Genomic DNA, 26,524 nt, shown 5'->3' on the forward strand with positions numbered 1-26,524 from the left:
GAAATAAAGAATGCCCAAAGCATGCTTTGGGCATTCTTGAAAGCCGTATCGGCAGGTGGGCCGGACAAATCAGGCCTTGGCTGCTGCCGCCCCGCCCGTCGCCTTTGAGGTCGTCTTCTCGCCTTTGACGAATTCCGAAGCCTTGCGCTTGCCGTCTGCGAACTCGTCCTGGAAACGGTCCTTCATTTCCTCGGCATCGAAATCCTCAACCGTACCGCCTCTGGAAAAGTGCCACGCAAAGACACGGCCCAATGCATAGGTGCAGGCAGCGGCAAAGGTCGGCATGGCGACAAAGCCAAAGATCGTGCCAACAACGGGGACACGACGGATCAGGCTTGCCGTTACAAGGCCAACACCCGACACCGGAAGAACCGTTGCAACCAGTGTTGCGATCGAATTCTTGATGGCGTTTTCAGAGAAGGGCACACCGTAAATGTCGCAAAGCTGGGAAATCATCCGCAGCTGGATGGTGCTGCTTGCCGCCATCTCGAGAAAGGGAATTGGAACAAGACCACCGACTGCAGCATAGGCGCTGTGGCGATGGATACTGTTGCGAGCCTGGTCATGAAGCTCGTCAGATCCTGTGACGGTGACTTCTTCCGTTTGTTCGGTGTTTTCTTCTTCGCTCATGCTTGCCCCTTTTCAAGTGTCCGTTGGCCGGTGGTCACAATATTCTGATATCTGATAGAGTTATAAGGTACTTCAATTCGAAGTCCATCGCAAATTGCGCGTGCAATCATTGATTCGAGTCGGTTCTCATTTCCGGTTTCGCCTTTGTTTCATGTGCCGGCTGTGAAGTTGTGCCGGAGGATGCGTCGGGGGTCTTGCCGGCGTTGCCGGCACTTGGATCATAAATCGGTGAGAGGGATCGCAGGACTCTTTCCACGTTCCCGGGTGCAGTTGCCTCTTCGCTATCCGGATTCGCCGGCCCCGCCTTAGGCGTGGATGATTGCATCTCCGGGCCAGGCGTCCTCATGGGGCTCCCCGAAGGACTCCTGGGCTGGTTCGCAGGGGCTTGATTGGAGCCCGAGGTGTCGGACTCCGCGTCGCGAACACCTGGCGAGATGGCATTGTGCGGCGAGATTTCGCGGACATTTGCGTTCAACTCATTTGACAAGGGAAGGCTGTCTTCCGAATCCCCGGTCAATTCAGGGCCGCTTCCGTCGGCCGATGCCGAAGGCTTGCCGGTCTCTCCCGTATTGAGAATGACCGGAAGCCCGTCCTTACCACCAATAATGATGGTCTTGCTGTTCTTCGAGGTCGCCAGGGACATGGTCGCTTCTATGCCGCGCAAGCGCAGGTATTCTTCGGTGATGGTCTTGGCCACGATATCCTGGAACTCGCGAATGCCTTCGGCCTCGATTTTCTTGCGTTGTTTTTCCTTGGCCTCGCGCGCTAGACGGAAGTCGTATTCCTGCATGATCTGGTACTGCTCGGCCTTCCGTTCGATGGCGGTGGCGACACGTTCGGGCAGTTTGACCGAACGGATCAACACATCCTCGACCGTTACCAGGCGTCCCTGGAAGCTCTGGTTCAACAGGGAGGAACCAAGCTCGTTGACCATGCGTTCCAGGATCTCGGCCTGAATGAAGGCACGGGTTTCGGTATAGAGTTGTTCCGGTGTATAGCGCGAGATCAGTTCGCGCGCATGCGATCCGATTTCGGGATAGACAAGGATCTCAGGATAGTTCGGCCCCACGAGCTTGTGCAGCATGCCGGCGGCTTCGCGGTTGATGCGGTAGCGCACCGCAATGTCGACTTCCATCGAAAGCCCGTTTGACGAGATCGTGTCGTAGATGCGGGCCTGGTTCTGCAGGCGGGCGTCATAGACGAACAGCTTGTCCCATGGAAAGATCATGTGGATGCCTTCGCCATAGACGCGATCAACGACCGTGCCTCCGAAGAAGCGATACCACATCACGCCCACATGACCGGCCGGGATCGTGATGAAGATCTGCGGCGCCAATACGATCATTGCGATCAGGAGGAACAGGATCGTGATCAGAAGGCCGGTCTGGAAACGCTTGAAGATGCGGGCGAACCTTTCGACAAACCGTCTGCCAATCCTCCGGGTGCGGCCTTCTTCATGGCCCGTGTCATCCTGCGGTCGGCCCTCTGGCGTTGCCGTGCCATCAACCATTCGTTATCTCACTTTCGCGCGCGTCATACGGAAGGTTGATTGCACCTTAGTCCTCGTCCAGGTAGCGGATCTTCTCGCGAACTTCCTTCGACGGCCGCGCGACGAGCTGAACCAGAAAGTCTCCAATCGGCGTGATGATGAGCGCCAGAATGAAATGCCCCAGAAAACCGAAAGAGGTATGCCGGCCAAGCAGGCCGCAAACGATTGCGGCCAAGATATAAAGCATGATTACCATCAGATACATGGGGCAGGTCCTGAAGCCTTGAGTCTGTTGAGCTGGTCCGGTCAGGCTGTTTTCGCCTTCTGGGTGAACATGAAACCCTCTTTGAATTTCTCGTGGAAATAGGGTTCCGCTTTCTTGGGATCGAAATCCTGCAAGGTGCCGCCAAGAGCATAGTGTTGCTGGAAGACCCGGCCCAGCGCGTAGGTAAATGCCGCATTGAATCCGGGCATGGTCAAAATGCTCAGCGTCGAACCAATGACGGGAAGCGTCTTGGAAAGGCTGGAGAACAGGCCTGTTCCCAGAAGCGATTTTCCAAGCACGTTGCTGGTCAAGCTGGTCATCAACGCCGCGATAACCGACCTTCCGCTGCTTTTCTGGAAGTCGACCCCGTATACGTTGCTGATTTCAGCCAGCATTTTGAGCTGCACGGCAACAATCGCCGCCGAATCCAGGACGGGAATCGGTATCAGGCCCGTGCCGGCGGCCCAGAGCGTATTACGCTGGACAATGGCCGAGGCCCGACGATGGCGTCTCTTGCTCTTTAACGCTTCCAGCTTCTCGCTGTCCAAGTACGTCCCCCCTGCCAGTGTTCTTGCCGGCCCCCATAGCCGCGCGAAGCGTAAACGCTAACAATTCACACTGCAATCGTTTCAGGCGCGTGTCGTACGATTATGAGTTCAGTCTCTTCAGGGCCGCAATCGAGCTTGAATCTGCGTCCCGCGGCTTCGTCACGACGGGCGGTATCCACCTGGACCAGGCCTTCAGTTTCCTATTCTTAAAGAGCTGCACCGGATAGGCCATGAAACCATCCGGCCGATCTCGCCAGGATGGGAAACATGCATCACTTGACCTCCGTCGAGAAGCAATCGAGTTTTGTTCAGTTGCAGTAAGGCTGCGCCAATTTTCTGTTGGAAACCTGCCGGCTGCCTTGGGGGATGATTGGAGCGGCGACTTGAATCTGGCAACAAAGATCGGTGTGGCGTTGTTTGTCGTGCTTGCCGCCGCCTTGTGCATGACAACAGTGCTCAATTACCTGCGATTCGAGCAGACGCTTCGGACCTTGATCACGCAAAGGATCGATGTCGTTGCCTACGAGACCAGCCAGGATCTGCATGCGGCCATGGACCTGGGCCTCAGGCTTGAGAGCATGGAGAACCTGCAGGGGATTCTTGAGCGGCGTGCTGGAATGTCGCCGGAAATCAGAAGTCTTTCCGTCCTGGATTGCCAGGGAGCGCCACTGGCAACGACGGCCCAGTCGTCACTGGAAGCAGTTGATGAGCCTGAACGTTTCAGCAGAACTTCAGAATCGGACTGGATTCACTTTGACCAGAATACCGTCACAGCTGGTCGAATGCTGCATGACAATCTCGGCCACTGTGCGGGTCTTTTGCAGATCGAGGCTGATGGCGAAACCTATCAGGACAAACTTGGGAACGCCTCTTCCGAGATGTGGAGATCGGCCAGCCTTGGCATGCTGGCGATCATTCCCATGCTGGGACTTCTCGCGTTTCTCATGCGCCGGCGCCACCGCGTTTTCACCGAACTGCATGAGGACCTGGACGAGGCGCTTGCCGGGAGAGTCGGTACAGGGCCCTTACACGAAGGGGATGTGCTGACCGGGAACGAGATGGAGTTGATTTCGCTCTATCGCGAAATCCGGGACCAGTTGCCTCGAACGGACAAGGAAGCGGACAGTATCCCGCCTTCCGCGAAGAAGAACGCATGACCCGGGTCCCCTCGCCGAAACCGGAACAGACAGAACGGGAGCCGGGGCCGCGCAAACCTCTGCTGCCCAGGGGCAGGATCTGGCTTCTGCTTCTGGTCTCTGCCTTGATCCTCTGCATGACCCTGGTGGCCGTTTCCTGGCGTGCGGCCGGCCTGGCGCGCGAGGAGCTGGAACCAGAAATCACTCAGAAGGCTGAAATCGAGGCGCGCGCGCTGGCGGAAAGGGTCGATCATGCCCTGCAGCTGGATATCCCGCCCGCAGAGATTGTCGGTTTCGACGAGGTTTTCGGCCAGCTCCAGGGTGGTGATCCGGACCTTGTCTTTGCCGCCGTTGTCCGGAATGAAACCGTGCTGCACAGCGGTGGGTTCGCGGCCAAGGAGATTGAAGGGCTTCTTGGCCCCGGGCGCGAAGGGGAGAATTCACCTTATATACTGACCGAAATCCCCGTTCAGTCTGAGGGGAGCGCTGCGCAGGACCTTGGCATCGTTGTCGGCCATGATCGTGCCGCCCTCATGCGCCCGGTCACGGACAACCTGTTCGATATTGCGGTCATATTCTTCATTACGCTGGCTCTTTCCTTCGAACTGGTCCTGCTGGTCCTGACGGTAAACGTTGCCCTGCCGGCCCGGGTTGCCAAGCGTGTCCTGCTGAACATGCGCGCCGGCAAATTCACTCTGCTGCATGGCCAGTCGAGCCATGATGAAATCGGACGCTTCATGGCGCGTATCAATGCGTCGATCCGCCATGCGGCAAGCAAGCTTGGCACCCGGCCGCGCCACGCGCGCGAGGTGAAGCTGATCGGCGTGCGGTTGTTGGCATTCATGTTCGTCCTGGCGGAGGAACTTGCGCGGCCGATCATGCCGGCCTTCTTCGGGCAAATCTCGGGGAACACCCTGGACGGGCAGTTGGGTGCCGGGATCGTCATGGCCGTACAGCTTCTCATGGTGGCGATTGCCATGCCGCTTTGCAGCCTGTTCCAGGAACAGGTCGGATCGCTGCGGATGTATCTTGCAGGGGCACTGCTGGCGACAGTCGGGCTGTTTGGTACCGCATTCGCCACAGGACTTTGGGATTTGCTCATGTGGCGCGCGCTGTCCGGCATTGGCTATGCCACCACTTTTGTTGCATGCCAGGCTTATGTGCTGGATGCCACCAGTGAAAAGAACAGGACCCAAGGCACCGCCATGATGGTCGGCGGAATCATGCTGGCGGATATCTGCGGTCCTGCCATCGGCGGGATTCTTGCAGGCCATTTCGGCCAGGCTTCCACATTCATTGCTGGGGGGACCATGGCCTGCCTGGCCGTGGTATTGGCCTTTTTCCTGATGGACAACACCGTTCGAGGGAAGGCCTCGCCACCGGTGCCGACACGCGAGGCGTTCCGGGCTATGCTGTCCAACCGCCGCCTGCAAGCCCTGATCCTGTTCGCGGCCGTTCCAGCCAAGCTGATTTTGAGCGGTTTCCTTTATTACCTGACCCCGGTCATCCTGTTGGACGCTGGTGCAACCACGGCCGAAACGGGCCGCGTCATCATGCTCTATGGCCTGGTTGCCTTGCTGACCGGCTGGGGCATCGCGCGCTGGACGGACAAGAAGCAGAACGAAACCCGTGCCGTGGGGATTGGCGGTGTCTTGACGGCTGTCGGCCTCCTGCTGGCCGGATGGATGCCGGAATACGGGATGTTCGCAATTGCCATTGCGATGCTGGGATTGGCCCAGGCGACGTCGATACCCGCGCAGGTTTCCGCAAGCCTTAAGATCAGTGAGGATTTCACCCGCGATCATGGGACGGGCCCCGTTCTGGCCGTCTTGCGGCTGGCGGAACGATTGGGCGGGGCGCTCGGCCCCCTTCTTGCGGCAGGCTTGACCCTGTGGGTTGGGGCTAGCGGCGCGGTCCTTGTCTTGGGAGTCATTGCCGCTTTGGCGATAACGGTCTTTGAATTGACGACCCGTGTCACACCGGATAGGCAAGCCGCGAAAACCAAAGATTCCGGCCAGGCTTCATGAGTGTCGTGCGTGAAATCCCATGGGCACCGGGTGTCTGCCGGTCCCTGTTGCCTGTCCCAAGCTTGCCTGCTGCCCGCGATAACAGGAATGCTGAATGACAGCCATCATTCGCCTGAACGAGTCGCACCTGGATGCCGTGATTGCGCTTCACCATGAAGTCGTTCGTGACATGCCGCGCGCGCTGGCTGCAAGAGAAAGCGATGCGTTCTTTCATGAACACATGACAGCCAACGGTCAGATTTTTGGTGCCTTCAAGGACAGCCAATTGATCGCTTACGGCGTCCTTGGCCTGCCGCGTCCGGGAGATCCCAACTTTGGCAGGGATCATGGACTTCCGGAAGATGAGCTCTCGGGTGTTGCGCATATTGATGGTGTTGCCGTGCGGGCGGATCAACGCGGATATCGCTGGCAGTACAGAATGGTTCAGCATCGCTTGCAGGCAGCCAGGAAAGCGGGGCGCAGGATCGCGCTCAGCACGGTGGCTCCGGAGAATTTTGCAAGCGTGGTCAATACCCTGTCAGCAGGCCTGACCATCCGCGGACTGATCGACAAGTTTGGCGGGAAAAGGTTCTTGCTGCGTCGTGACCTGAAGGATCAGAAAGCTGCCGAGAGCCTTCAGATCAATCCCGGCGATATCGGCACCTGGTGTCCATGCAACGATACTGCCCGCTGCAGGGAACTGCTCGACGCCGGTTATCAAGGTGTGACTTGCCACAAGGCTACGCAGGATGCCGTCCCGGAGATTGGTTGGAAGCACCTCGATTTCATGTAGCTCGGGTCTGGTCTCTTAGTCCCCGGTCTCTTGGTCCCCGGAGTGGGCGACAGGGATATAGCGATCCTGCCAATCACAGGCATCGGCGCGGGTTCCCCAATAGCATGCTGACCCCGGATGGAAGGGAAGGAAATTCCCTTTCTCGAAAAGATCCTCTGCCTCGATGCTCCTGAAAGTCGGGTGTTCTGCCCTCAGCGTTTCTATGTTCTCGTGAATAATACGCGTCACCCAATAAACGACATAGGGATCGGCAGGTTCATAGGCAATCAGGGAGGCCTTGAAGCCGTAGGACTGGATTTCCTCATCCTGGTCGGAGTAGGTACCAGCCGGCAAGACCTGATCGAAGTAGTAGGGGCGCTCTTCGACAAGCTCTTCGGTCGTCTCACCGCCCATGCCAACGACCTTGGCATCGCAGGCGAGGCTGTCCTCGATCACCGGAACGGGATGGCCGATCCAGAGGCCAAAGGCATCAATGTAATCCTCGCAGATACCCTGTTGATTGTAGTCCTGCGCTACGCCGTAAACCGTATCGAGATCCTCGCGGCTGATATCGTAGTGCCTGAGCAGCTCCATCCAGAGCGCGCGCGAGGCGGAGCCTTCCGGCCCGATATTGACGCGTTTGCCGCGCAGGTCGGCAACGTTCTCGATGTCGGAATCGCGGCGTACGACCATCAGACCCATCTCATCATGCAGTGACATCACGGAGCGGGCACCTGCGATCGGGTTGATCCCCTCCTGCGCTTCCCAGTTGTTGTTGGATTGAACCAGCATCATCTGGGCGCGGCCCTCCTTCATGAGTTCGATGTTGCTGCCCACGCCTTGCGAGCGTAACGGAACGCAGCGCACACGGTGCAACTCATAGGTTCGCCGCATCATGTCGCAGATCTGCGCCGCCACCTTGAAGTAGGCGCCGCTCGTGCTGCCGCTGTAGATCGCGGCATAATAGGAGGGCTTGGTGTCGCCGTCGCTCGAGATGTCCAACTCGGAGAAGGAGACAAGGGTCTCCGAGGAGTCCAGCTTGCGGCGATATTGGGACAGAGGAATGGCGTCGGGCTCATAAACCAGCCCGTCGACCACCTGCTGTTTCTGATTCAAGGGATCCAGAAGGGCGTTGTCGAACCGGTCTATATCCTGGCGTTCGATTGTCTCTTCGGGCGCGCCCCCTTCGCGCGTCTGCTCCTTAATGGTGTCAGGGAATGTCCTGGCCGCCTCCTGGGCTGTGGCTACGGTTGAGAGACCACAGGCCAGGCAGAGGCTCGCGATGATCCTTCCAGTCGACTTTCCAGCTTCGGACAACAAGGTTCGCAAGATCATCCCCACCCTCGATTGCTTGCATGACGGATTGCAGCTTAGGGATTCGCCGGCGAAGCGTCGAGAATCATTGTGCGGGAATGCAAATTCCTTCAGGCATTTAGTCCACCCCGGCCTGAAGTTCACAATTGACGATCGCGGATGCAGTATCGATAAGTGCCGTGCGCCGCCTTTGGGTCCGACGCCAGTCAGGAGCAAATCATGGATTGCGTTGATAGCCCTGTCGTCGGGCCTGCCGAGATCCGCCGTGCCGTCACTGAGATCTCGTCCTGGCCGGAGTACGCTCCAACCCCTTTGGTGCATTCCCCGGGACTGGCGGCCGAACTGGGGCTGGGGGCAGTCTGGATCAAGGATGAAAGCAAGCGCTTCGGATTGGGCGGCGTCAAGGTGCTCGGCGCGCCTTTCGGGTTGAAGCAACAACTCCTGAACCTTGGCCTGGCACCCGGCGCCCCTGAATGCCGGGATTACATTGCGGTGGCCGCCACCGATGGCAATCACGGTCTGGCTCTTGCCTGGGCGGCCGAACGGTACAATTGCCGCGCCAGGCTGTATGTCGGCGATGCAGTCGACCAGCTTCGCATGCAGCGCATTCGCGACTCCGGCGCCGAGCTTGTCCAGGTGCGTGGGGGCTATGACGATGCGGTTATCGCGGCCGAAGTATGCGCGAAGGCTGCAAAGGTGATCCTGATCAGCGATACCGATTATCACGGCAACCTGGCCGTAACACGCGACATCATGGCTGGTTACGCCATGATGGGCGTGGAGTGTGCCCGTCAGCTCGAGGCGCATGGTGGCGCAGTTGATAGCATGTTCCTGCAATGCGGCGTGGGCGGCATGGCGGCAGGCTGTGCCATCGGCTATTGGCAGGAAAGCGGGCACAAGCCAACTGTCTATTCGGTCGAGCCTGAAGCAGCGGCCTGTGTGGAGGCCAGCCTTGATCGCGGCGCGCTGACCCGTCTGCCGGGCAGGCTGTCAACCCGCATGATTGGACTTTCCTGTGGCTGTCCAAGCCTGTTGGCCTTCGAGATTCTTCGCGAGGTCTGTGCTGGCAGTATCGTGATCGACGATGTGACGGCACAACATGTCCAAGAGCATCTGAGCGGCGGTCTGCACGGCGATGCTCCGTTGGATACATGGGATACCGGGATTTCCGGGATTGCCGGATTGTGGTATGCGGCAAGGAACACGGAGCTTCGCGCAAAATTCGGCCTGACCGCCCAGAGCAGGGTGCTGGTCATCAACAGTGAAGGTGCCAGTCCTGGCAAGTTTCTTTGAAATCCGAGCCAGTTACCCCGGTGCTGCTTGCTGGACAGCCTGGCCAGCATGGTTACAGTTGCGATCGAGAACGCAGGGGTGGTCACAGGGGGCCTTTCAATAGATGAAGTTGCTGGAATTGTTATCCTGGGGCGATAACAGGCTCATGCTCCGGCTTGCCGTTGCGGGCACGCTTTCCGGCATCGGAAGCGCGGCACTGCTTGGCATCGTCAACAGCGCAGCCGAGGAAATCAGCAACAATGGCCTGGACCGCGTCAACTGGCTGCTGGCCGGCATATTCATACTCATTTCCGTGATCTATTTCCTGGCCGAGGTCTTCCTGCTGAGCAATATCGCCAGGCAGATCGAAGTGGGCATCGACAAGGTTCGAAGGAAGTTGTTCGGCCTGATTGCGGACGCCGATTATGCAGAGCTCGAAACGTTCGGCCAGGCGCGGCTGTACGACAGCATCACCCAAAGCACGCAGGTCATTTCCCAGAACTCGCATCTGATCGGGATGACATTCCGCAGTCTTTTGCTGCTGGTCGCGGTGATGATCTATGTCTTCTGGCTTTCGGCCCTGGCCTTTTTCCTGATCGTTGCCGTGGTCGGGGCCGGGATCGTGATCTATCTGCGCATGGGCAGAACCCTGTCGGAATGGTTTGGCAAACTCCACCGGATCGAAGGCATCCTGTTCGGGAAGATTGCCGATCTGTTCTTCGGCATCAAGGAAGTCCGGATGTGGTCGCGACGCAGCGATACGCTCTATGCCTCCTTCATCCAAACATCCGAAGATAAGATGGAAATCGGCAAAACCGCCCATCGCCTGATCTCGCGCCAGATGATCATGGGTATTTCGGCCTTCTACATCCTGCTGGCCGTGATCGTGTTTGTCGTGCCGGTTTATACGGCAAGCTTTGGGACCGACATTTCGAAGATCGTCACGGCTGTTCTCTTCATGATCGGGCCAATCAGCATAATCGTGCAGTCCATGACTGTGCTGGGCATGGCCGAGCAATCCGCACAGCGCATGATGGCGCTGTCAGAGGATCTTTCGGCCATCGGTGAACCGATTGCCGAGGCTGGCGGCAGGAGCCTTCCGTCCGACTTCGAGCGGATCACCTTCGACCAGGTGACCTTCACTTACCCCAACCGCGATCCGCGCCACGGGTTCGTGCTGGGCCCCCTGGATTTGTCCATTGAGCGTGGGGAGCTTCTGTTTGTCACGGGGGGCAATGGCGCGGGCAAATCGACCCTGATCAAGTTGCTGACCGGGCTGTATCGGCCGGTTTCCGGGGCGATCAAGATCGATGATCTTCAGTTGGGACCGCAAAGCATAGCGCCTTATCGCAACCTGATCGCCACCGTATTTTCGGACTTCCACCTCTTTGCCGAGCTTTACGGAACAGACGGCATCGACCCGGATGAGGCGGCCTATTGGCTGGAACGTTTCGAGATGGCCCATGCCACGAGCATTCAGAACGGACACTACACGACCATCGATCTGTCCGCGGGGCAGCGCAAGCGCCTGGGCCTGATTACAGCGATCCTGGAGCATCGCCCCATCATTGTTCTGGATGAATGGGCGGCCGACCAGGATCCGCAATTCCGCAAAAAGTTCTACCACGAAATCCTGCCGGAACTGAAAAGGCGCGGCACCACGGTCATTGCGGTGACACATGATGACCATTACTTCGATGTTCCGGACCGTCGTCTGCACCTCGAAACCGGCAAGCTTGCCGAACTCGAGTCCAACGATGCGCGCGGGAGGCTCTGAACATGCGGCTGTTCGACATCCTCCGCTCCCGCGCGCGGATTGATCTCAGGACCGTTGTCGTGCTGCTGATCATGGCGGCGATCTCGACGACCATGGTCCTGGTGGTCGTCAATCTCGCCTCCGAACAAGCCCAGAGCGGCGAGGTCAGTCCGCGGTTGATGAGCCTGATGGGGATTTCGCTGCTCGGCTTCATCTGGGCACAGCACAAGGCCGATGTTCTCGTCTCGGCCGAGGTCGAGCGGATCCTGCATGAATTACGGACAAGGCTGTTCGACCGTGTGCGCAAATCCGGGCCGGAGGTTCTGGAGTCCGTAGGGCAGGGGCCCGTCCAGGCCGCCATGACGCAGGAGATGCAGACCATCTCGAATGCCCTGCCGATGATGCTGAACGGCGTGCAGCAGCTAGTGCTCATCGTCTTTGTCAGTCTCTACCTGGCATGGCTGTCGCTGTTCGCCTTTGTCATCGTCGGGGTCCTTGCCGTTCTGGCCGTTGGCATCCACTTGCATCGGGTTCGCCGGATCAATTCAGCCACCCGCGCCGCCGTGGAGGACGAGGGCAAGCTGTTCGGCGGGCTAAGCGACCTTCTTGATGGCTTCAAGGAGGTCAAGATGAACAACCTGAGGCGTGATGCGCTGCTTGCACAGTTGAACGAGCGCTCAGGCCGGGCACGTGACACCAAATCGGCGACCAAGACCCAGTGGTCGCGGGAGACGGCGAGCATTCAGCTGGCCTTCTACTTCATGATGGCCGCGATGGTGTTCATCGTTCCGAACTTCACCACGGATTATCACGATGTCGCCGTGCAAACGGCAACGGCGACCCTGTTTCTTCTGGGTCCGATCGGTTCCACCATCATGGCGGTGCCGAGTTTCAACGATGCCGATGCCGCCATTTCGAAGATCACCGAACTTGAAACCCGGCTTGGCGAAGCGCTGGAGCAGCAACGCGCCGAAACCGGGGCCGAAGCGGATGAGGCGCTCGCTGGGTCCTCGCAGCGCTTTCAGGATATCCAGGAAATTGCGCTCAAGGATGTGCGCTTTACCTATCCGGGGCCGACCGGCGGTTTCGGGGTTGGCCCCCTGAATGCGCGCTACAAGTCTGGCGAGATTACCTTCATCACGGGTGGCAACGGTTCAGGCAAGTCAACGATAATCGCCCTGCTGACCGGCTTGCGCCCGGTCGACAGCGGCGAGATCATGGTGAACGGCCATGCCGTTCCGGTCGAGAAGCTGCAAGACTATCGGGATCGCTTCGCAACCGTCCTTTCGGGCTATCACCTGTTTGGCGAACTATACGGGATCGATCCGATCGATCCTGAGCGTGTCGATGACCTGATCCGGCAGATGGAGGTCGATCACAAGGTGACACTTGAAGGCAATGCCTTCTCGACCACCGCCCTGTCACAGGGGCAGAGAAAACGCCTTGCCCTGATCGCCGCACAGCTGGAAGAAAAACCGATCCTGGTGCTTGATGAATGGGCGGCGGACCAGGATCCGCATTTCCGCGCAGTCTTCTATGAGGAACTCCTGCCCAGCCTGCGCGAGCAGGGCAAGATCCTGATTTGTGTCACCCACGATGACCGGTGGTTTCATATTGCCGACCGGATCTATCATGTCCGGGACGGTCAGTTCGACGAAGTCCGGGAGTAGCCGGCCCTTTCATCGGTAACCGGAGGTGTGCTGAGTTTTTCAGTCATGAGGGCGAGGATCGATTCCTCGTGCTGCTTCATGAAGAAATGGCCACCGGGGTAGATATTCTTCTCGAACGGGCCTGTCGTAGCCTGCTTCCAGTCATCCAGTTCTGCCGGAGTCGGGTTGGTGTCATTTGCGCCACCGAAGACGGTGATCGGACAGTCCAGAGGGGGGAGGTCGGCCGAGTGCGCCGTCTGCGCCAGCTTGAAATCGGCACGCAGGAATGGCTCGAAGAGGGCGCGATACTGGTCATTCTCAAGAATCTCGGCGGGTGTCGCGCCATATGCGGCGACCTCGGCCCAGAATTCGTCCGATGGCAACGAATGAAGCTGTCGGCGCGGTGCCGTTATGTTCGGGCTTCGCAGGGCAGCGATGAAAAGATGTTCGGGGCTGCGCCCGCCATCGGCCATCACGCGGCAGGCCAGATGGTGAGCGATCATGCCCCCCATGGAATAGCCGAAAAACGCATAGGGTAGGGTTGTCATGGGACGAATCACGTCGGCCAGGTCCGCGACCAGTTCCTCGATCGTGTCGTGGGCCGCTTCGCCGAAGCGATGCTCGCGCCCTGGCAGGCACACCGGGACGAGCTCGATGTCGGCAGTCAGCTTGCCGCGCCAGGGACGATAGACGGCGGCTCCCCCTCCGGCAAAGGGAAAGCAGAAGAGGCGCAATCGCGCGGAGGTTGCTTCGGCATTGTCCGGTGACGGCAGGAACCATTCACTTCCTGCCATTTGGTTGCCCCTGAATCACAATGATACCCTGAACAGTGGTTGGCGTCTTGGCCCCTTCGAAGTGGCTTCAGCCCATATTGTCAAGGGTTTCGCGCACCAGCATCTCGTTCTCGACAACCAGAATGCGTGCCGTGCCCTCTTGAGAGGCTTTCTCGATTGTGCGTCTGCTTTCGGCCTCGTCGTCGAAGCTGTCGCAGGGAAAGTGCAGCTTGACCGTCGTACCTTCGACCAACTCGCTGTAGACGTTGATATGGCCTTTGGTCTGTTCCACGAAACCGTAAACCATGGATAGATCCAGTCCGGTCCCTTCACCGGTAGCCTTCGTGGTGAAGAAGGGGTCGCATGCATGAGCGCGCACCTCCGGGGACATATCGGAGCCACCAACACCCACGGCAATCAAGATATACTGGCCAGATTTGGCGAAGAAGTGGGTCTTGATACAGTCATTGTCGATCTGGGCTTTACGGGTTTCGATCGTCAGTTTTGGCTGCAATCGTAGAAGCCGCGATAGCCCACGCTCAGGCCTTGATCGAGCTCGAAAACGAGCTCCGCTTTCTGGCGCCAGTCTGCCTCGTCGCCGAGCGTCCGGACGGTGACCGTTGTGCCGGGCGCCGAGAAGGTCGCGGCGCCCTCCTGCGGTTCGGCGGCTGTTTCCAGAGCAATCAGGACGCCGTTCAATTTCATTGCGGCAGCACCCCCTTCGCTCGCCCAGAGGACCGGATCGGTTTCAGGGCTGCGGTTGAACCTGCAGGAAGCAGCCGCTTCGAGCACCTGATCAGCCTCGGCCTCCGGCATCGGCGCGAGGTCGAGTTGGCTTATGAGGGTGTTCGAAAGTGCGTTCTCGACGGTGCCGGGCTCGGCCGGCGGATCCTGGTAGATGCTCTCGACGACGTTTCCAAAGGAGACCTCTGCAATCAGGTGGCGCATTTCGGCGATCTCGCGCCGCTGCGCCGCGATGATCTCGTCGGCCAGTTTGCGCACGCGCGGGTCACGGATCTGCGCGCGTTCGGAGGTCATGACCGCAATCGAGTGGTGCGGAATCATCGCGCGCATGTAGCTCGGACCCGAAACGGTGACCTGGCTGCGGACGAGCCAGAGCGACAGCGCGAACACGATGACCGCCCCCAGGAAGATCGCAATGTTGAGCCGCTTGTTCGAGTACATGCCCAGCATGTAGGCAAGCATGATGACGGCCATGGTCGCCCCCATCATGATCGCCATGTAGGTGCGCGTCTCCGAGAAGAAGAGGTGCTCCCAGGCATAGGTATTCAGATACATCAGGACGAACATCACCACGGTGGAGGTGAGGACCATCAGGCCGAAGCGGATGTAGGACATCTCTCGCGCTCCCGTTTTCTTGCAAATTTTGGTCGCGTTCAGGGCATCAAGTTCATAAAAAACAACTTGCCGGATCGATATCCCGCATGGGGAATAGGGTCTTCCATCCACCCCGCCGGTTCATGTTCTGGGAAACTTCTGGCTGCGAATTCGGCTGATAATCTTCCCCGTTTTGGTGGGGCGTATCGTTGGAGCTTACGCGGCGATACTCAGTTTCCGGGACAGGGGGCGCCAATGCCTATGTTGGGCCCTCCGTTGTTATAAGTTCACAACCAGCCGCTGGTAATTTCCTGCTGTACAACAGGGTACTCGAGCGACGGTGTCCAGGAACGTCTGGGTGACACTTTGGTGTCACCTTATTTCCAATATGCTTCCAAACAGAATTTGGAGAGGCGCTATTTTTAGCAGAACGCCTATAAAATAATGATAAATAAGAAAAAATGGTGCCGGCTGCAGGAGTCGAACCCGCGACCTACTGATTACAAATCATGCATTGAATCAGCGTATACCTCAATCATTCCAACTTTCATCACCGTAAAAGCGCGTTGAAAAGCAGGCGAGTTGGAAGGCTCAAGGTCCCTCTCTTTTATGGCTTGGTCAAGAACATATTCGCGCTAAACGTGCTCGGTACATAATATAATCATGACTCCAGCGCGGGCGGAGAGGCCTTGACTGATACCATGATGCTGACCGAAATGGCGAAGCTGTACAGACACATCTAGCAAGCCTACCTGGCAGATGCTCTGTTCTGTAGTAACGATCATCCCTTCAATCAAATCAATGCCCTCCTGCCCTGGAGCTGACAAAATCCAGCTTTGGCTAATACGGCCTGATCAAAAAGGGCCAGGATTGCAAGGCTGTCCGGAGCAGGCGATTAAAGTATCCGCGGCTTCGATGCGGGCAAAAAGGTGAAGGGCCGGAAACGACATATCCTCACCGATACCGGCGGCATGTTGATCTCCGTATTGTGCATTCTGCCGGTATCCAGGATCGTGACGGCGCCCCGACCTGCTGGCAGTCATGCGCCGTGCCTATCCCCGGGTGCGCCACCTGTTCGCCGATGCCGCCTAAGGCGGAGCCAAGCTCATGGGTGCGCTCGAGCGTCTGGGACAATGGACCCTTCAGATCATGCGGCGCAGCGATACCGCAAGCGGTTTCTAGGTGTTGCTCCGACTCTGGGTCGTTGAACGAACACTGGTATGGCTCAACTGCAATCGGCGCCTCGCCAAGGATTGCGAAAGAGCCCAAAGCAATTCAGTTCAAACCTTCACTATAAAATCTTGGGACTAAATACCTATTATTCGGAAGATTTCTACTTTCAATACGGTTTTACCGAACTGAAGGAGTGTATAATTCAAGGGTGCTATCATGGCAGCAGTTAATATCTACTCAGGAATTTTGAGTGATTGCTACTTCCGTGTCTCGTTCCATAAGGCGCGTGATCGTTCTTGGGTGTACATTCATGGATTTGGCAACCTCTGAAGTTGACTTGTTGAGTACGAGTATATCGTATCGCACAGCATCCTGTTGATCCTGACTCAGGGCAAAGGGACGCCCAAGGTGCCGACCTTGCTTCTTGGCTTCCTGCATACCCGCTCGTGTGCGTTCGCTGATCAGGGAACGCTCGAATTCTGCCAGGGCGGCCATCATGTGAAATATTAATCGGCCGCCTGGAGAGTCCGTGTCAATGCTCTCTGTCAGGGATTTGAAGGCAATGTCCCTCTGGGCAAAGTCGTTAATGACCTCCACCAGATTCAGCAGCGAGCGGCCAAGCCGGTCCAGTTTCCAGACTATGAATGTGTCCCCTGGTGAAAGCGCATTCAGGGCAGATTCCAGTCCTGGCCGTCTAAAGCTTGAACCCGAGATCCCATGATCCTCGAATATCTCAGTGCAGCCAGCCTTTCGCAGGGCGCTTCGCTGCAAGTCAAGAGACTGTTCTTCCGTCGAAACGCGCGCATATCCAAGCTTCATGATTCTGACTACTTGATTCACTCATAAGATGTAGATGAAAAAGCACTGTTAGGTTGCTTACAATTTTTGAATACACGTGTGTATCCATGGAATATATTTGTAACCTTTTGACATTATGCCTGGCTTGTGTCAAGTCTGTGTCAGACATAGCAGCCATGAATTGCATTTACTGATTTTAAATGAAAAATTTTCCTGACATTAACCAAAGTCAACACCGTGTAGGAGTCAATTCAGATGACGCAAAAAGGAGCCCTTTTGCGCTCACAGAGGCGAGAGGGTAGAGCCGCTACCGCCAGATTGGAATCGATACTGATCAAGGGGCTAAGTCTTGGCGGCATTTCCTGGAAAACCGCTGATTGCGGCCTGGCACAGTGCTCCTTATCCGAAGCGGGGACGTTCCGGTGAAAGGGCGGGGAGGCCCTGACGTTCTCGTCGTTGATGGTGATCCTTTCACCGCGGAAAAAATCCGACAGAACTTGAAGGCCTTGGGCATCTCAATGGCTGAAGCGCCGGATACCAGTGCCGGCCTTGCCATGGTGCATGAGCTCAAGCCGCCATTAATACTCATTGATTCTGACGCACCAGGTCGCGGCGGCAGCGACCGATTGTGCAGGCAAATCATCCAACTCGATCCTACAGCAAAAATAATTCTTCTGAGCAGCAGACCTTACAAGCCTGGCTCGGCGCTGCCGGTCGAGGATGAGAGCGGCGCGCTGGCGAAGATATCAAAGCCACCAAGCCTTTTGGTGCTTTCGGATCTTATGAAAGCACTGCTGCCAGAATTTCCAAAGTCATCGACACACCTAAAGACGACTCCTTGGTTGGATTCGATCCAAGCGAAAGAGGAAGTATCCAAAGAGGAAGAAAGAAAGTGAAGGGGGAGCAGGAAATGATGTTTAATTATCCAGAAATAAAGACCATTCAGAAGTTTAATAAGAAAAATTCAAATGTGCGCTTACTGGCAAGTACGGCCTTGCCTCTGGTTACTATACTTGGTATTGGCGTGATTGTTGCTCAGGTTCAAGCTCAAAATCTTGTCGTTGAGGATGGGCAAAGTATCAATATCAGTGAAGAAGACTACGATACAGTCGAAGTCAAAGCCGGTGGAGCGTTGACTGGCGATAACGCAAAAGTATCCGCTACTGGTACCGGGGCTGGTCCCTTAACGGTAAAAGGGACCGCGACTTTGACGGACGCTGAGTTATCAGGTGAGGATGGTGGCGGCTCTGTTGGCAGCGCTAACGTGCGTGCTCTAGATGGCGGGACTCTGGAACTACAAGGCGGATCAATTATCGCAAACCCGCAGCCATCTAATACAAATCCAGTAGGAACGGCACTTGGTGCAGATGGTGAAGGAAGTGAGATTACGGCCAGTGGTGTCACGATAGATATTGAAAGCGGTTACACTTCAGCTAATCCGAGCAGGGGGGTTGGAGCAGGTAATGGTGGATATGTTCTTCTTGATCAGGGAACGGACATCACTACCCGCACCGTGGGAGATGGAAATGGACCGTACGGCATTCAAACTTTGGCTGATGGAGAAATTGAAGCTGATGGGATTTCAGTAACATCTCATTCAGACAATAGGGTTTTTGGGGCATACGCCTATGGAGGTCCTGGAGAGGCTGAAAGTCTGATTTCTCTCAAGGACAGCACAATCACAACCGAAGGTAACGGGGAAAATTATGCCCTAAAAGCGATGGATGGTGGACAGTTTATATTGGAGAATGTGACAGCCAAAACCCTTGGCGGTGGAACGCACGCACATGGAATTGAGATAAGAAATTACTATGAAGATTCCGTTGCAAGTATTCTCGAAGCGCAGGACCTTGAAATCGCAACGGAAGGTGAGAGCTCAAGCGGTTTATACGCGGGTTCTGGTTCTGTTGTAGAAATAGATCAGGGTGCAATTGATACAACAGGCTTACGCGCTCATGGCGTTCAAGCGGTTGATGGGGCCAATGTCACTTTAACAGATGTTAATGTGACTGTGCATGGTTCTGGTGAGGGCGGAAGTAATAGCACTAACGCTGCTCGGGTTCATGATGGAGCAGAGATTACAATTAATAGAGGTCGTATGCACACGACAGGTGAGCGCGGCTATGCTTTCCATGCACTAGAAAGCGGAACAATTACTGCCAATGATGTTACTGTCCAGACCGAAGGGGACTTCGGCTATGGGGCCGTGGCGTGGAACAAGTATGAGCTTAACGCAGGTGAAGACCCGCAAGCTGGACCTTCTGTTCGCCTGATCGGAAGCAAGATCGAAACGCAAGGCGATGCTTCAGGAGGTATGCAGGCAAATGGTCCTGGAACTTATCTGGAAGCTTCGGATGATTTCGAGATTTCCACCCAAGGCGATAATGCAAGCGGTGTTATGGTCAGTAGTGGCGGTCATGCTGATCTTAGTGAGGGAAGCATAAGTACGCAGGGTGATGAGGCCTTTGGCCTGCGAGCCTACCGATTTGATAAGGTGTTGCTAGATGGTGAAGAGGTGGCCCTGGATGATGGAAGCAGGAGTATAATCGAAGGTCGCAATCTTACTATAACTACCAAAGGTAATGAAGCGACAGGCGTGGTAACGGACACCGAGAATCGCGGTCATTACCCTGATTATCCGGCCAAGCCGAAAACAGGCTTGGCGGGAGCCCGGATTGATCTTACGGACAGCAATATTCACACGGAAGGCGAGTGGGCATTTGGCGCCCATGCACAAGGTGCCGAAGATGGACGGAACCTGATTACCCTGGATGGGGGGCACGTTGTAACCGCGAACGATAAAGGCCAGGGCGCCCAGGATGGAGACGGGGCCAGAGCCTATGCACTGTTTGCAGATGGTCCGAATGCAGAAATCGTTGCGGATAGCATGGAGATCGAAACGCTTGGGCAGCGCTCCTATGGTGCCTATGCCCTGGATGGAGGCCAAATCGAGCTTAATGAAAGCTCCATCACAACGCATGGTTTTATGGGATATGGTGTTTATGCGTCGGGCGAAGACAGCATTATTGAAGCGACAGATGTTGACATCACTACCACAGGACAAGTCGGAGATGCGGCTTGGGCCTATGATGGCGGCATCTTGAACCTGGATGGCGGGACCTATCGTGCGCTCGGCGGCCCAAATCCGGAAGTTCCAAACGAAACAACTCATGGGATTATAGCTCTGGGCGGTGATTTTCTGTCTCCGGGCAGAGGGGATTTACCAGAAAGCCTCGAGGATGTTGATGTCGAGATTCCGGATGATCTCGGGGATATTACCGAGGATCTTGATGACGAATATGACTCGCTGCCCGGCATCGTGAACGCCGACAACTTGACCGTGATTACGGAAGGTACTGACAGCATCGGGCTTCGCGCGGGCGCGCGTATCGGTGAAGGGGGGGCCAAAACCTCCGGTCTCGTCATCTTCAGGAACGGAAGCGTGAATGTTAATGGCGAGGATGCGATTGCAGCGACGGCCCGTTATGGCAGCGTCCTTTATCTCGGCAATTCCGAACTGTCCTCCGAACAAGGGGTGGGTCTCTCCCTGCTCGACGGTGGTGTCGTGGTATTGGAGGGCACAAGCGTTGCCGCGGCAGAAGAATCGATCGTTTCGCGCTTTGAAGAATCGGGACAGGTACAGGGGATTCTCGTCGGCAATGGTTCCGAGTTGACCCAGAATAACGGCACCCTGCTGGAAGTCGAGCGTACGCAGGACGGTGCGAACGGAGAGCTGATCTTCACCCTGGGTGAAGGTTCGACGGCCGCCGGCAATGTCTACGACAGGGATGAGACAAGCGGCGAGGGCGGCACCGTATTCTACGTCAGGGAAGGTGCGCAGTGGACTGGTGAGTTCTTCGGAATCAAGGAGTTTGTATCCGAGAATGAGAGCGAACTGGTCATCGACGACGGCAGTGAGGTGGAAGGTGACCTGACTGGCTCAGGGTCGAGCTACAGCTTTGGCGAAGGCGTCCGGATCGGCGGCGATGTTTCATTGGATAACGGGTCAACAACGACGGGAGGTACACTAGAGAACCCTGTGGAAGTTGGCGGAGCCGTCACCATCAGCGATCCTGAGACCGTCTTTGGCGGGAACTGGCGTGTCGGTGGCAACCTTTCCAATGCAGGAACACTGACGCCCGGCAATTCCATCGGCAAAGTCGAAGTGGCGGGCGATCTGAATCTGGACCCATCCTCGCTTTATGTGGCGGAGGTCAATGCGGCGGGCGAGTCCGACCTTGTTGCGGTTGGTGGCCAGGCCAACCTGGATGGCTCGCTCGAGGTCGTTCCTCTGGATGGCGTGCGTCTCGGCAGCGATTACACGGTCGTGACCGCAGACGGCGGTATCAACGGTACTTTTGCGGACGAAGGGCTGGATCAGGACTACCTTTTCCTGAGATCGCCCAACGTCACCTATGGAAGCGATGCGGTTCTGGTGCGCGTTGATCGCAACGACGAGAGCTTCGCCGGTTTTGCCGATACCGGGAACCAGAAGGCCGTTGCCGAGGCCATGGAAAACCTTTCGGTGGACAATCGGCTTTACAACGATCTGGTGCTTTCAACATCCGGCGATGGCCTACAGCAGGACTTCGACAGCCTGTCCGGTGAGCTCTATGCCAGTTCACAGGCGGCACTGATCGAGGATGCGACGCACCTGAGGAGCGCCGTCGGCACTCGCCTGCGCCAGGGGCTGCGCGGCCATTCCAACGATCTTCAAGCCCTGGCGAATACGTCGGGAAGCATCCAGGTGGCCGATGCCAGCGGTGATGCGCCGTCAGCAGGCAAGGAAACGCCCTTCGCGGTCTGGTCCAAGGCCTTCGGGTCCTGGGGGCAACTGGACGGCGATGACAATGCGTCGGAACTGGACCGCAAGACGGGTGGCATGCTGATCGGCGCGGATGCGCGTTTCAACGGCAACTGGCGTGCCGGTTTCTTCGGCGGGTACAGCCGGAGTGATTATGACCTGAACGACCGCGATTCCTCCGCTGACGTGGATAGCTATCATGCCGGGTTCTACACAGGGGCCCAGTACGACAATCTGGGCCTGCAGTTTGGCGCAACCCACAGCTGGCACAGTGTGGATAGCAAGCGGACGGCCCGCTTCGGGGGGCAGAGCGAGCGGTTGTCGGCCGATTATACCGCCAGCACCACCCAGCTGTTCAGCGAAGTCAGCTATGGCTTCAATGCGGGGGGAGTGGCCCTGGAGCCCTTCGGCAACCTGGCTTATGTCCACGTCGACAGCGAGTCCTTTGAGGAAGACGGAGGGGATGCCGCTTTGGGCTCCGACGGGCTCAACGCCAGTTCAACCTTCTCCACACTTGGCCTGAGGGCTGCTCACGACTTCACTGTCGGCGAGGAAACCAGCATAACGGCGCACGGCATGCTGGGCTGGCGTCATGCCTTCGGCGACAAGACGCCCGAGGCAACGATGAGCTTCGTAAACGGTGGCTCCAGCTTTGATGTATCGGGCACGCCCCTCGCACGCGACGCGGCCGTGGTGAACACCGGGCTTGATGTGAGCGTGTCGGACAGCACGAGCCTTGGTGTTAGCTACTCCGGGCAATACTCCAATGATGGACACAGCCATGGCGTCATGGGGAATCTGAGCTTCAAATTCTAACGAAAAGCAGGTTCTCCCGCGGGGCGGAGCGACAAGAAGGCACTCCGCCCCGCCTTTTTTTACGGAGGAGCAGTCGTGGCACATGCGTTTCCGGAAGACCTGACAATGGCCTTTCAGCCGATCTTCGACCTTGAGGCCGAGGGGTATGTCTATGCCTATGAAGCCCTGCTGCGTCGATGGGATGGAGGTGCTGCTGTATTTCGCTTGAATAAAGGACGGGATGTTGAGCGAAAGAGTTTAGACTCCTCATGTCGAGCGCGAGCCATGGAGATGGCACTGGAGCGGAACTTGAAGGCACCCCTTAGTGTCAATGCCTCTCCGTCGGCATTGACGGACAAGAAACATGGTCTGGAAGAAACATGCCATCAGGCACACCAACTGGGTTTTCCAATCAGCGATCTTATTGTTGAGGTTACGGAAAATGAAAGAATTGAAGATTTGGCCTATTTTTCCGACTATATCAATGAATTCAGAAGGGATGGAATTAGAATAGCGATTGATGACTTCGGATCCGGCTATTCTGGATTATCTGTTCTCTCGGATTTTCTTCCAGATATCGTCAAGATCGACAAGACTCTCGTAAAAGGCTTCGACCGGGACAAGTGTCGACAAATCCTGGTTACGGGCATCAAGCGCCTTTGTGATGATCTGAATTTGGAGCTTGTCGCCGAGGGCGTCGAAACCCCTGAGCAACTTGAAAAACTCACTGATCTTGGGGTCAAGAAATTCCAGGGTAATGGACTTAGCAAGCCCATTCTTGGTGAGGCGCCAGCTTGTAATTTCAAAGGCATCAAGATGGACAAGAAGAAATCCGTGGTTTGACGATGTAAAGAGCGGCAACTCGCATACAGCTATGTCCGTGCGTTTGGTGCTGCTTATATGCAAAACTATGATATATCAGAGATTTAAGGGTATATTAAGACTTCACGGCAAACCTCTCCCGATACAATTCACATTGAATTTATGGCAACCTCAATGAAGTGGAGAATGAAGATGCCCTTCGGCAAGAGCCTTTTGACCATTGGCAGCTGCCTGCTCGCTGTCACCCTTTCAACATCAGCAGGCGCCACGGACCTGCCGAAAGGGCCCGAAGGACCAGCTTTCTATGATCCACCCGACCCACTGCCCACCGGCGAACGCGGCGAGGTGATCTATAGCCGTGAAATGGACTCTTCAAAGACCATGGCCTTGCCCAGTGCCGCCCGAAACAGCCTGGTACTTTATCATGGTCTCAGTGATCGCAATCAGCCCATCCCGCTATCCGGCAGCGTTTCGGTTCCTCAGGGCGAGCCGCCGGAAGGCGGTTGGCCCGTTATCGTCTGGACGCACGGCACCTCGGGTATGAACCCCAAATGCGCGCCCTCGCTCGATACCTCTGATGGACCGGAGCATGGTTATGTCAGTGCCATGGCAAAACTGCTGGATGGCTTCGTCAAGGATGGCTATGCCGTAGTGGCGGCAGACTATCAGGGACTGGGCGTTGTGAACCATCAACCCTTCCTGCAGGGTGTGCCGACGGGGCGCAGTGCTCTCGATATGCTGTCCGCCGGCCACGAGTTGGTTCCAGAGCTAGGTGATCGCTATGTTGTCATGGGGCACTCTCAGGGTGGCCAGGTGGATCTCTTCGCTTCATCCATGGGACCCGAGTATGTTCCACAGTATGATTTTCTGGGAACTGTAGCTTTTGCCCCGGCCTCGCACTTCGCACAACGCCTTGACGCCATGCGCAAGTCCGACAGCCCACAACCGGCATTGGCCTATATCCTCTACATCCTGCAGTCCTATGCCACGACTCATTCCGAAATCGATCTCTACGATATCCTGACACTGGACGCCCTCGACAACCTACCCAGGATCCATGACGACTGTGTATCTGCAGCCACCACAAAGGGCTACTGGACAACTGTCGACTCTAGCGAACAGTTCCTGGAGAACCCGGACCTGGATGGTTTCCAGACCGTAGCCGCCAGCAATGAACCCGGTCGCCTGACGATCGACCGGCCGGCTATGGTCGTTCAGGGCAAGATGGATCACACTGTCCTTCCCCCTGCGACCGACAGCACCGTGCGCCAGCTGTGCGAGAACGGGAACTTCATCAACTATCAGGTCTTCGCCAAGGCCGATCACCGGGGTTCCATGCGCTACGGGGCCAATGCGGCACACAAGTGGGTGGACGACCTTTTCGCCGACAATGACGTACAGAGCAACTGTGACAATCTGCCAAAAGCAGCCACGAACTGAACGGATAAGGACCGCTCCTTAATCCATGGCATCGACCGGTCCTCCCCCCTTCCGGTCGATGACATCTCCTTCCCGATCTTGCCACACCTGAAGGTGTCTGACTCATGTCCAGAAAGCGTTACCTCGCTCTGCTACTGCCGTGCCTGTTGCCCACAGCTGCACAGGCGGAAAATCTTTCGAGCAACTGGCAGTTCGATCTGACTCCCTATGTCTGGGGCATGTCGGTCGACGGGAAGATCCAACCCGGTGACGACGGCCTGCCCAGTGCCAGCATTGACGAATCCTTCAGTGATTTGCTGAAGGAACTTTGACGTGACCCCTTGAAAATCCTCCAAGTGGTGCTGGAATCGGACCCAAGGTGACCTTGCCCCCAAGTTTGGACCAGCCGGAGCGAGAAAATTCCGGCTTCGTGGCCTCAGGGCAGGCATGCCTGCCCTGAGGCAATTGCCAGTTCCATCGGGGACTTGTCGCCAATGGAACTGTGTGGACGGACTTCATTGTAATCCTGTCGCCATGCTTCACATTTTGACTGTGCATCCGCCAGGCTCAAAAACCAATAGACGTTCAGGCACTCCTCCCGCACACGGCCGTTGAAGGATTCCGAGAAGGCATTGTCCGTTGGCTTGCCAGGCCGCGAATAGTCCAGCTCGACGCCCTTCATGTAGGCCCAAAGGTCCAGGTCCTTGCTGACAAACTCCGGGCCATTGTCAACCCGTATGCTTCGGGGCACGCCATAGATGGCCGTGACCCGCTCCAGTGTCGCGACGACGTCCGACCCCCGGTAATTCTGGCGCACATCAATGGCCGGACAGAGGCGCGTGAAGGCATCGACGATGGTCAACACCCGTAAACGACGTCCGTCGAAAAGCTGGTCGGACATAAAGTCCATCGCCCAGACCTCGTTGGCACTGCCTATAGGCTGACGCTGAGGGCGCAATTTTGCAGATACCTTTCTCTTGGGGGTCTTGTTGCGCAACTGAAGCCCTTCCTCCCGGTAGAGCCGATAAACCCGTTTGGCATTCACCCGCCAGCCTTCCCGCCGGAGCAGGACATGAACCCGGCGATAGCCATAGCGCACCCGCGTTTCGGTGATCTCGCGAATGCGCTTTCTCAAACAAGCCTGCGAAGGACGCCGCGATCGGTAGTGGTAGGTGGAGCGATCCGTGTCCAGGGCCCCACAGGCACGCCGGATGCTCACTTGCCAGGTCGTGCACAGCCAATCCACCAATCTGCGTCGCTGCGCAGGCTTCAAAGCTTCTTTCGCACAACCTCCTGCAACATTTCCCGGTCCAGGCTCAAATCCGCAACAAGACGCTTCAGCCGCTGGTTCTCCTCCTCCAGCTGCTTCATCCGCTTCATCTCCGACGGCATCAAGCCGCCATACTTCTTGCGCCAGAGGTAATAGGTCTGCACTGAAATCCCCGCCTTGCGGCAAACCTCATCAACGGGCACGCCCTCTTCAGCTTGCCGCAGAATAAAGGCGATCTGCTGATCGCTGAATTTCGACCGTTTCATCAAGATCTCCCGGTTCTCTCTTAAAAGCCTAACCGAGAATTCTCTCACTCCAAACGGTCCAGTTTTCGGGACGCAGGTCAAGGTTGACCTTGCCCCCAAGTTTGGACCAGCCGGAGCGAGAAAATTCCGGCTTCTGACCTTGCCCCCAAGTTTGGACCAGCCGGAGCGAGAAAATTCCGGCTTCGTGGCCTCAGGGCAGGCATGCCTGCCCTGAGGCAATTGCCAGTTC

The 26,524-nt window shown here is 56.8% G+C and carries 21 protein-coding genes and 1 pseudogene; 12 read left to right on the forward strand and 10 right to left on the reverse strand.

Annotation, left to right across the window (positions count from 1 at the left end):
- Nucleotides 1-69: 69 nt before the first annotated feature.
- From BP38_RS19970 to BP38_RS19975, 4 genes are all read right to left on the reverse strand, one after another.
- Complete coding sequence (locus tag BP38_RS19970) at nt 70-630, reverse strand: YcjF family protein (RefSeq protein ID WP_051609184.1); 561 nt, start codon at nt 628-630, stop codon at nt 70-72.
- 106 nt (nt 631-736) lie between these two features.
- Complete coding sequence (locus BP38_RS0109595; RefSeq protein ID WP_026987551.1) at nt 737-2,140, reverse strand: prohibitin family protein; 1,404 nt, start codon at nt 2,138-2,140, stop codon at nt 737-739.
- A gap of 46 nt (nt 2,141-2,186) precedes the next feature.
- Nucleotides 2,187-2,384, reverse strand: coding sequence for a hypothetical protein (locus BP38_RS0109600; RefSeq protein ID WP_026987552.1), 198 nt, complete (start codon nt 2,382-2,384; stop codon nt 2,187-2,189).
- Nucleotides 2,385-2,425: 41 nt separating this feature from the next.
- Nucleotides 2,426-2,932 carry a YcjF family protein gene (locus tag BP38_RS19975; protein ID WP_051609185.1) on the reverse strand — a complete coding sequence of 169 codons (507 nt, stop codon included), beginning with the start codon at nt 2,930-2,932 and terminating at the stop codon, nt 2,426-2,428.
- Nucleotides 2,933-3,315: 383 nt separating this feature from the next.
- Between BP38_RS19975 and BP38_RS0109615 the strand changes: the two genes are divergently transcribed.
- From BP38_RS0109615 to BP38_RS0109625, 3 genes are all read left to right on the forward strand, one after another.
- On the forward strand, nt 3,316-4,089 hold the full coding sequence (locus tag BP38_RS0109615; protein ID WP_026987553.1) for a hypothetical protein: 774 nt from the start codon (nt 3,316-3,318) through the stop codon (nt 4,087-4,089).
- A complete protein-coding gene (locus tag BP38_RS0109620) occupies nt 4,086-6,095 on the forward strand; it encodes an MFS transporter (RefSeq protein WP_026987554.1) in 2,010 nt (669 codons plus the stop codon). The genes BP38_RS0109615 and BP38_RS0109620 overlap by 4 nt, the downstream gene beginning before the upstream one ends.
- A 94-nt stretch (nt 6,096-6,189) precedes the next feature.
- Nucleotides 6,190-6,867: a GNAT family N-acetyltransferase gene (locus BP38_RS0109625; protein WP_026987555.1), complete on the forward strand. Its 678-nt coding sequence runs from the start codon at nt 6,190-6,192 to the stop codon at nt 6,865-6,867.
- A gap of 15 nt (nt 6,868-6,882) precedes the next feature.
- Here BP38_RS0109625 and BP38_RS22220 read toward each other — a convergent pair whose 3' ends face one another.
- Complete coding sequence (locus BP38_RS22220; RefSeq protein WP_051609186.1) at nt 6,883-8,181, reverse strand: TAXI family TRAP transporter solute-binding subunit; 1,299 nt, start codon at nt 8,179-8,181, stop codon at nt 6,883-6,885.
- Between the two features lie 198 nt (nt 8,182-8,379).
- Between BP38_RS22220 and BP38_RS0109635 the strand changes: the two genes are divergently transcribed.
- From BP38_RS0109635 to BP38_RS0109645, 3 genes are all read left to right on the forward strand, one after another.
- The gene (locus tag BP38_RS0109635) at nt 8,380-9,453 is read left to right on the forward strand and encodes a pyridoxal-phosphate dependent enzyme (protein WP_026987556.1); all 1,074 of its coding nucleotides are present in this window, start codon (nt 8,380-8,382) and stop codon (nt 9,451-9,453) included.
- A gap of 103 nt (nt 9,454-9,556) precedes the next feature.
- Complete coding sequence (locus BP38_RS0109640; RefSeq protein WP_026987557.1) at nt 9,557-11,209, forward strand: cyclic peptide export ABC transporter; 1,653 nt, start codon at nt 9,557-9,559, stop codon at nt 11,207-11,209.
- Between the two features lie 2 nt (nt 11,210-11,211).
- The gene (locus BP38_RS0109645) at nt 11,212-12,858 is read left to right on the forward strand and encodes a cyclic peptide export ABC transporter (RefSeq protein ID WP_026987558.1); all 1,647 of its coding nucleotides are present in this window, start codon (nt 11,212-11,214) and stop codon (nt 12,856-12,858) included.
- On the opposite strand, the gene BP38_RS19985 is transcribed toward BP38_RS0109645, so the two are convergent.
- From BP38_RS19985 to BP38_RS0109660, 3 genes are all read right to left on the reverse strand, one after another.
- A complete protein-coding gene (locus tag BP38_RS19985) occupies nt 12,834-13,631 on the reverse strand; it encodes a thioesterase II family protein (RefSeq protein WP_051609188.1) in 798 nt (265 codons plus the stop codon). The two genes, BP38_RS0109645 and BP38_RS19985, sit on opposite strands and share 25 nt — an antisense overlap.
- 67 nt (nt 13,632-13,698) lie before the next feature.
- Nucleotides 13,699-14,124: an ATP-binding protein gene (locus BP38_RS23205; RefSeq protein WP_026987559.1), complete on the reverse strand. Its 426-nt coding sequence runs from the start codon at nt 14,122-14,124 to the stop codon at nt 13,699-13,701.
- Nucleotides 14,109-14,969 (reverse strand): DUF6692 family protein, encoded by an 861-nt coding sequence (locus tag BP38_RS0109660; protein ID WP_026987560.1) that lies wholly within the window; start codon nt 14,967-14,969, stop codon nt 14,109-14,111. Before BP38_RS0109660 ends, BP38_RS23205 begins: the two co-directional genes overlap by 16 nt.
- Nucleotides 14,970-15,853: 884 nt before the next feature.
- Here BP38_RS0109660 and BP38_RS23110 point away from each other — a divergent pair.
- A pseudogene (locus tag BP38_RS23110) lies at nt 15,854-16,208 on the forward strand (transposase); the annotation flags it as partial.
- A gap of 150 nt (nt 16,209-16,358) precedes the next feature.
- On the opposite strand, the gene BP38_RS0109665 reads toward BP38_RS23110, so the two are convergent.
- Complete coding sequence (locus BP38_RS0109665) at nt 16,359-16,940, reverse strand: recombinase family protein (protein WP_026987561.1); 582 nt, start codon at nt 16,938-16,940, stop codon at nt 16,359-16,361.
- Between the two features lie 401 nt (nt 16,941-17,341).
- On the opposite strand from BP38_RS0109665, the gene BP38_RS0109670 reads away from it, so the two are divergent.
- The 5 genes from BP38_RS0109670 to BP38_RS0109695 all read left to right on the forward strand — a co-directional run bounded on the left by BP38_RS0109670 (nt 17,342) and on the right by BP38_RS0109695 (nt 25,091).
- On the forward strand, nt 17,342-17,815 hold the full coding sequence (locus BP38_RS0109670) for a response regulator (RefSeq protein WP_162175146.1): 474 nt from the start codon (nt 17,342-17,344) through the stop codon (nt 17,813-17,815).
- Nucleotides 17,812-22,539, forward strand: a complete 4,728-nt coding sequence (locus tag BP38_RS22225) for an autotransporter domain-containing protein (RefSeq protein ID WP_155992335.1) — start codon at nt 17,812-17,814, stop codon at nt 22,537-22,539. Before BP38_RS0109670 ends, BP38_RS22225 begins: the two co-directional genes overlap by 4 nt.
- 75 nt (nt 22,540-22,614) lie before the next feature.
- Entirely contained in the window at nt 22,615-23,361 is a 747-nt protein-coding gene (locus tag BP38_RS19990; RefSeq protein ID WP_155992337.1) for an EAL domain-containing protein, read from the forward strand.
- 165 nt (nt 23,362-23,526) lie between these two features.
- Nucleotides 23,527-24,780 carry an alpha/beta fold hydrolase gene (locus BP38_RS19995; protein WP_051609191.1) on the forward strand — a complete coding sequence of 418 codons (1,254 nt, stop codon included), beginning with the start codon at nt 23,527-23,529 and terminating at the stop codon, nt 24,778-24,780.
- Nucleotides 24,781-24,884: 104 nt separating this feature from the next.
- Nucleotides 24,885-25,091 (forward strand): hypothetical protein, encoded by a 207-nt coding sequence (locus BP38_RS0109695; RefSeq protein ID WP_026987564.1) that lies wholly within the window; start codon nt 24,885-24,887, stop codon nt 25,089-25,091.
- 104 nt (nt 25,092-25,195) lie between these two features.
- Here BP38_RS0109695 and BP38_RS0109700 read toward each other — a convergent pair.
- Nucleotides 25,196-26,295, reverse strand: a protein-coding gene (locus tag BP38_RS0109700; protein WP_155992339.1) for an IS3 family transposase whose coding sequence is annotated in 2 segments (ribosomal slippage) — nt 25,196-26,034 and nt 26,034-26,295 — 1,101 coding nt in all. Because the reading frame shifts where the segments join, the coding sequence is not laid out codon by codon here.
- Between the last annotated feature and the right edge of the window lie 229 nt (nt 26,296-26,524).

It is taken from the genome of Fodinicurvata fenggangensis DSM 21160, from assembly GCF_000686045.1.
GTDB classification, from domain to species: domain Bacteria; phylum Pseudomonadota; class Alphaproteobacteria; order Kiloniellales; family DSM-21159; genus Fodinicurvata; species Fodinicurvata fenggangensis.

Bases quoted from the DNA above. Each gene is read 5' to 3' on its own strand.
- BP38_RS0109625 (WP_026987555.1), top strand. From the start codon at position 6,190: ATGACAGCCATCATTCGCCTGAACGAGTCGCACCTGGATGCCGTGATT.
- BP38_RS22220 (WP_051609186.1), bottom strand. From the start codon at position 8,181: ATGATCTTGCGAACCTTGTTGTCCGAAGCTGGAAAGTCGACTGGAAGG.
- BP38_RS0109640 (WP_026987557.1), top strand. From the start codon at position 9,557: ATGAAGTTGCTGGAATTGTTATCCTGGGGCGATAACAGGCTCATGCTC.
- BP38_RS19985 (WP_051609188.1), bottom strand. From the start codon at position 13,631: ATGGCAGGAAGTGAATGGTTCCTGCCGTCACCGGACAATGCCGAAGCA.
- BP38_RS19995 (WP_051609191.1), top strand. From the start codon at position 23,527: ATGAAGATGCCCTTCGGCAAGAGCCTTTTGACCATTGGCAGCTGCCTG.
- BP38_RS0109665 (WP_026987561.1), bottom strand. From the start codon at position 16,940: ATGAAGCTTGGATATGCGCGCGTTTCGACGGAAGAACAGTCTCTTGAC.
- BP38_RS0109595 (WP_026987551.1), bottom strand. From the start codon at position 2,140: ATGGTTGATGGCACGGCAACGCCAGAGGGCCGACCGCAGGATGACACG.
- BP38_RS0109695 (WP_026987564.1), top strand. From the start codon at position 24,885: ATGTCCAGAAAGCGTTACCTCGCTCTGCTACTGCCGTGCCTGTTGCCC.
- BP38_RS0109645 (WP_026987558.1), top strand. From the start codon at position 11,212: ATGCGGCTGTTCGACATCCTCCGCTCCCGCGCGCGGATTGATCTCAGG.
- BP38_RS0109600 (WP_026987552.1), bottom strand. From the start codon at position 2,384: ATGTATCTGATGGTAATCATGCTTTATATCTTGGCCGCAATCGTTTGC.
- BP38_RS19970 (WP_051609184.1), bottom strand. From the start codon at position 630: ATGAGCGAAGAAGAAAACACCGAACAAACGGAAGAAGTCACCGTCACA.
- BP38_RS0109635 (WP_026987556.1), top strand. From the start codon at position 8,380: ATGGATTGCGTTGATAGCCCTGTCGTCGGGCCTGCCGAGATCCGCCGT.
- BP38_RS0109660 (WP_026987560.1), bottom strand. From the start codon at position 14,969: ATGTCCTACATCCGCTTCGGCCTGATGGTCCTCACCTCCACCGTGGTG.
- BP38_RS0109620 (WP_026987554.1), top strand. From the start codon at position 4,086: ATGACCCGGGTCCCCTCGCCGAAACCGGAACAGACAGAACGGGAGCCG.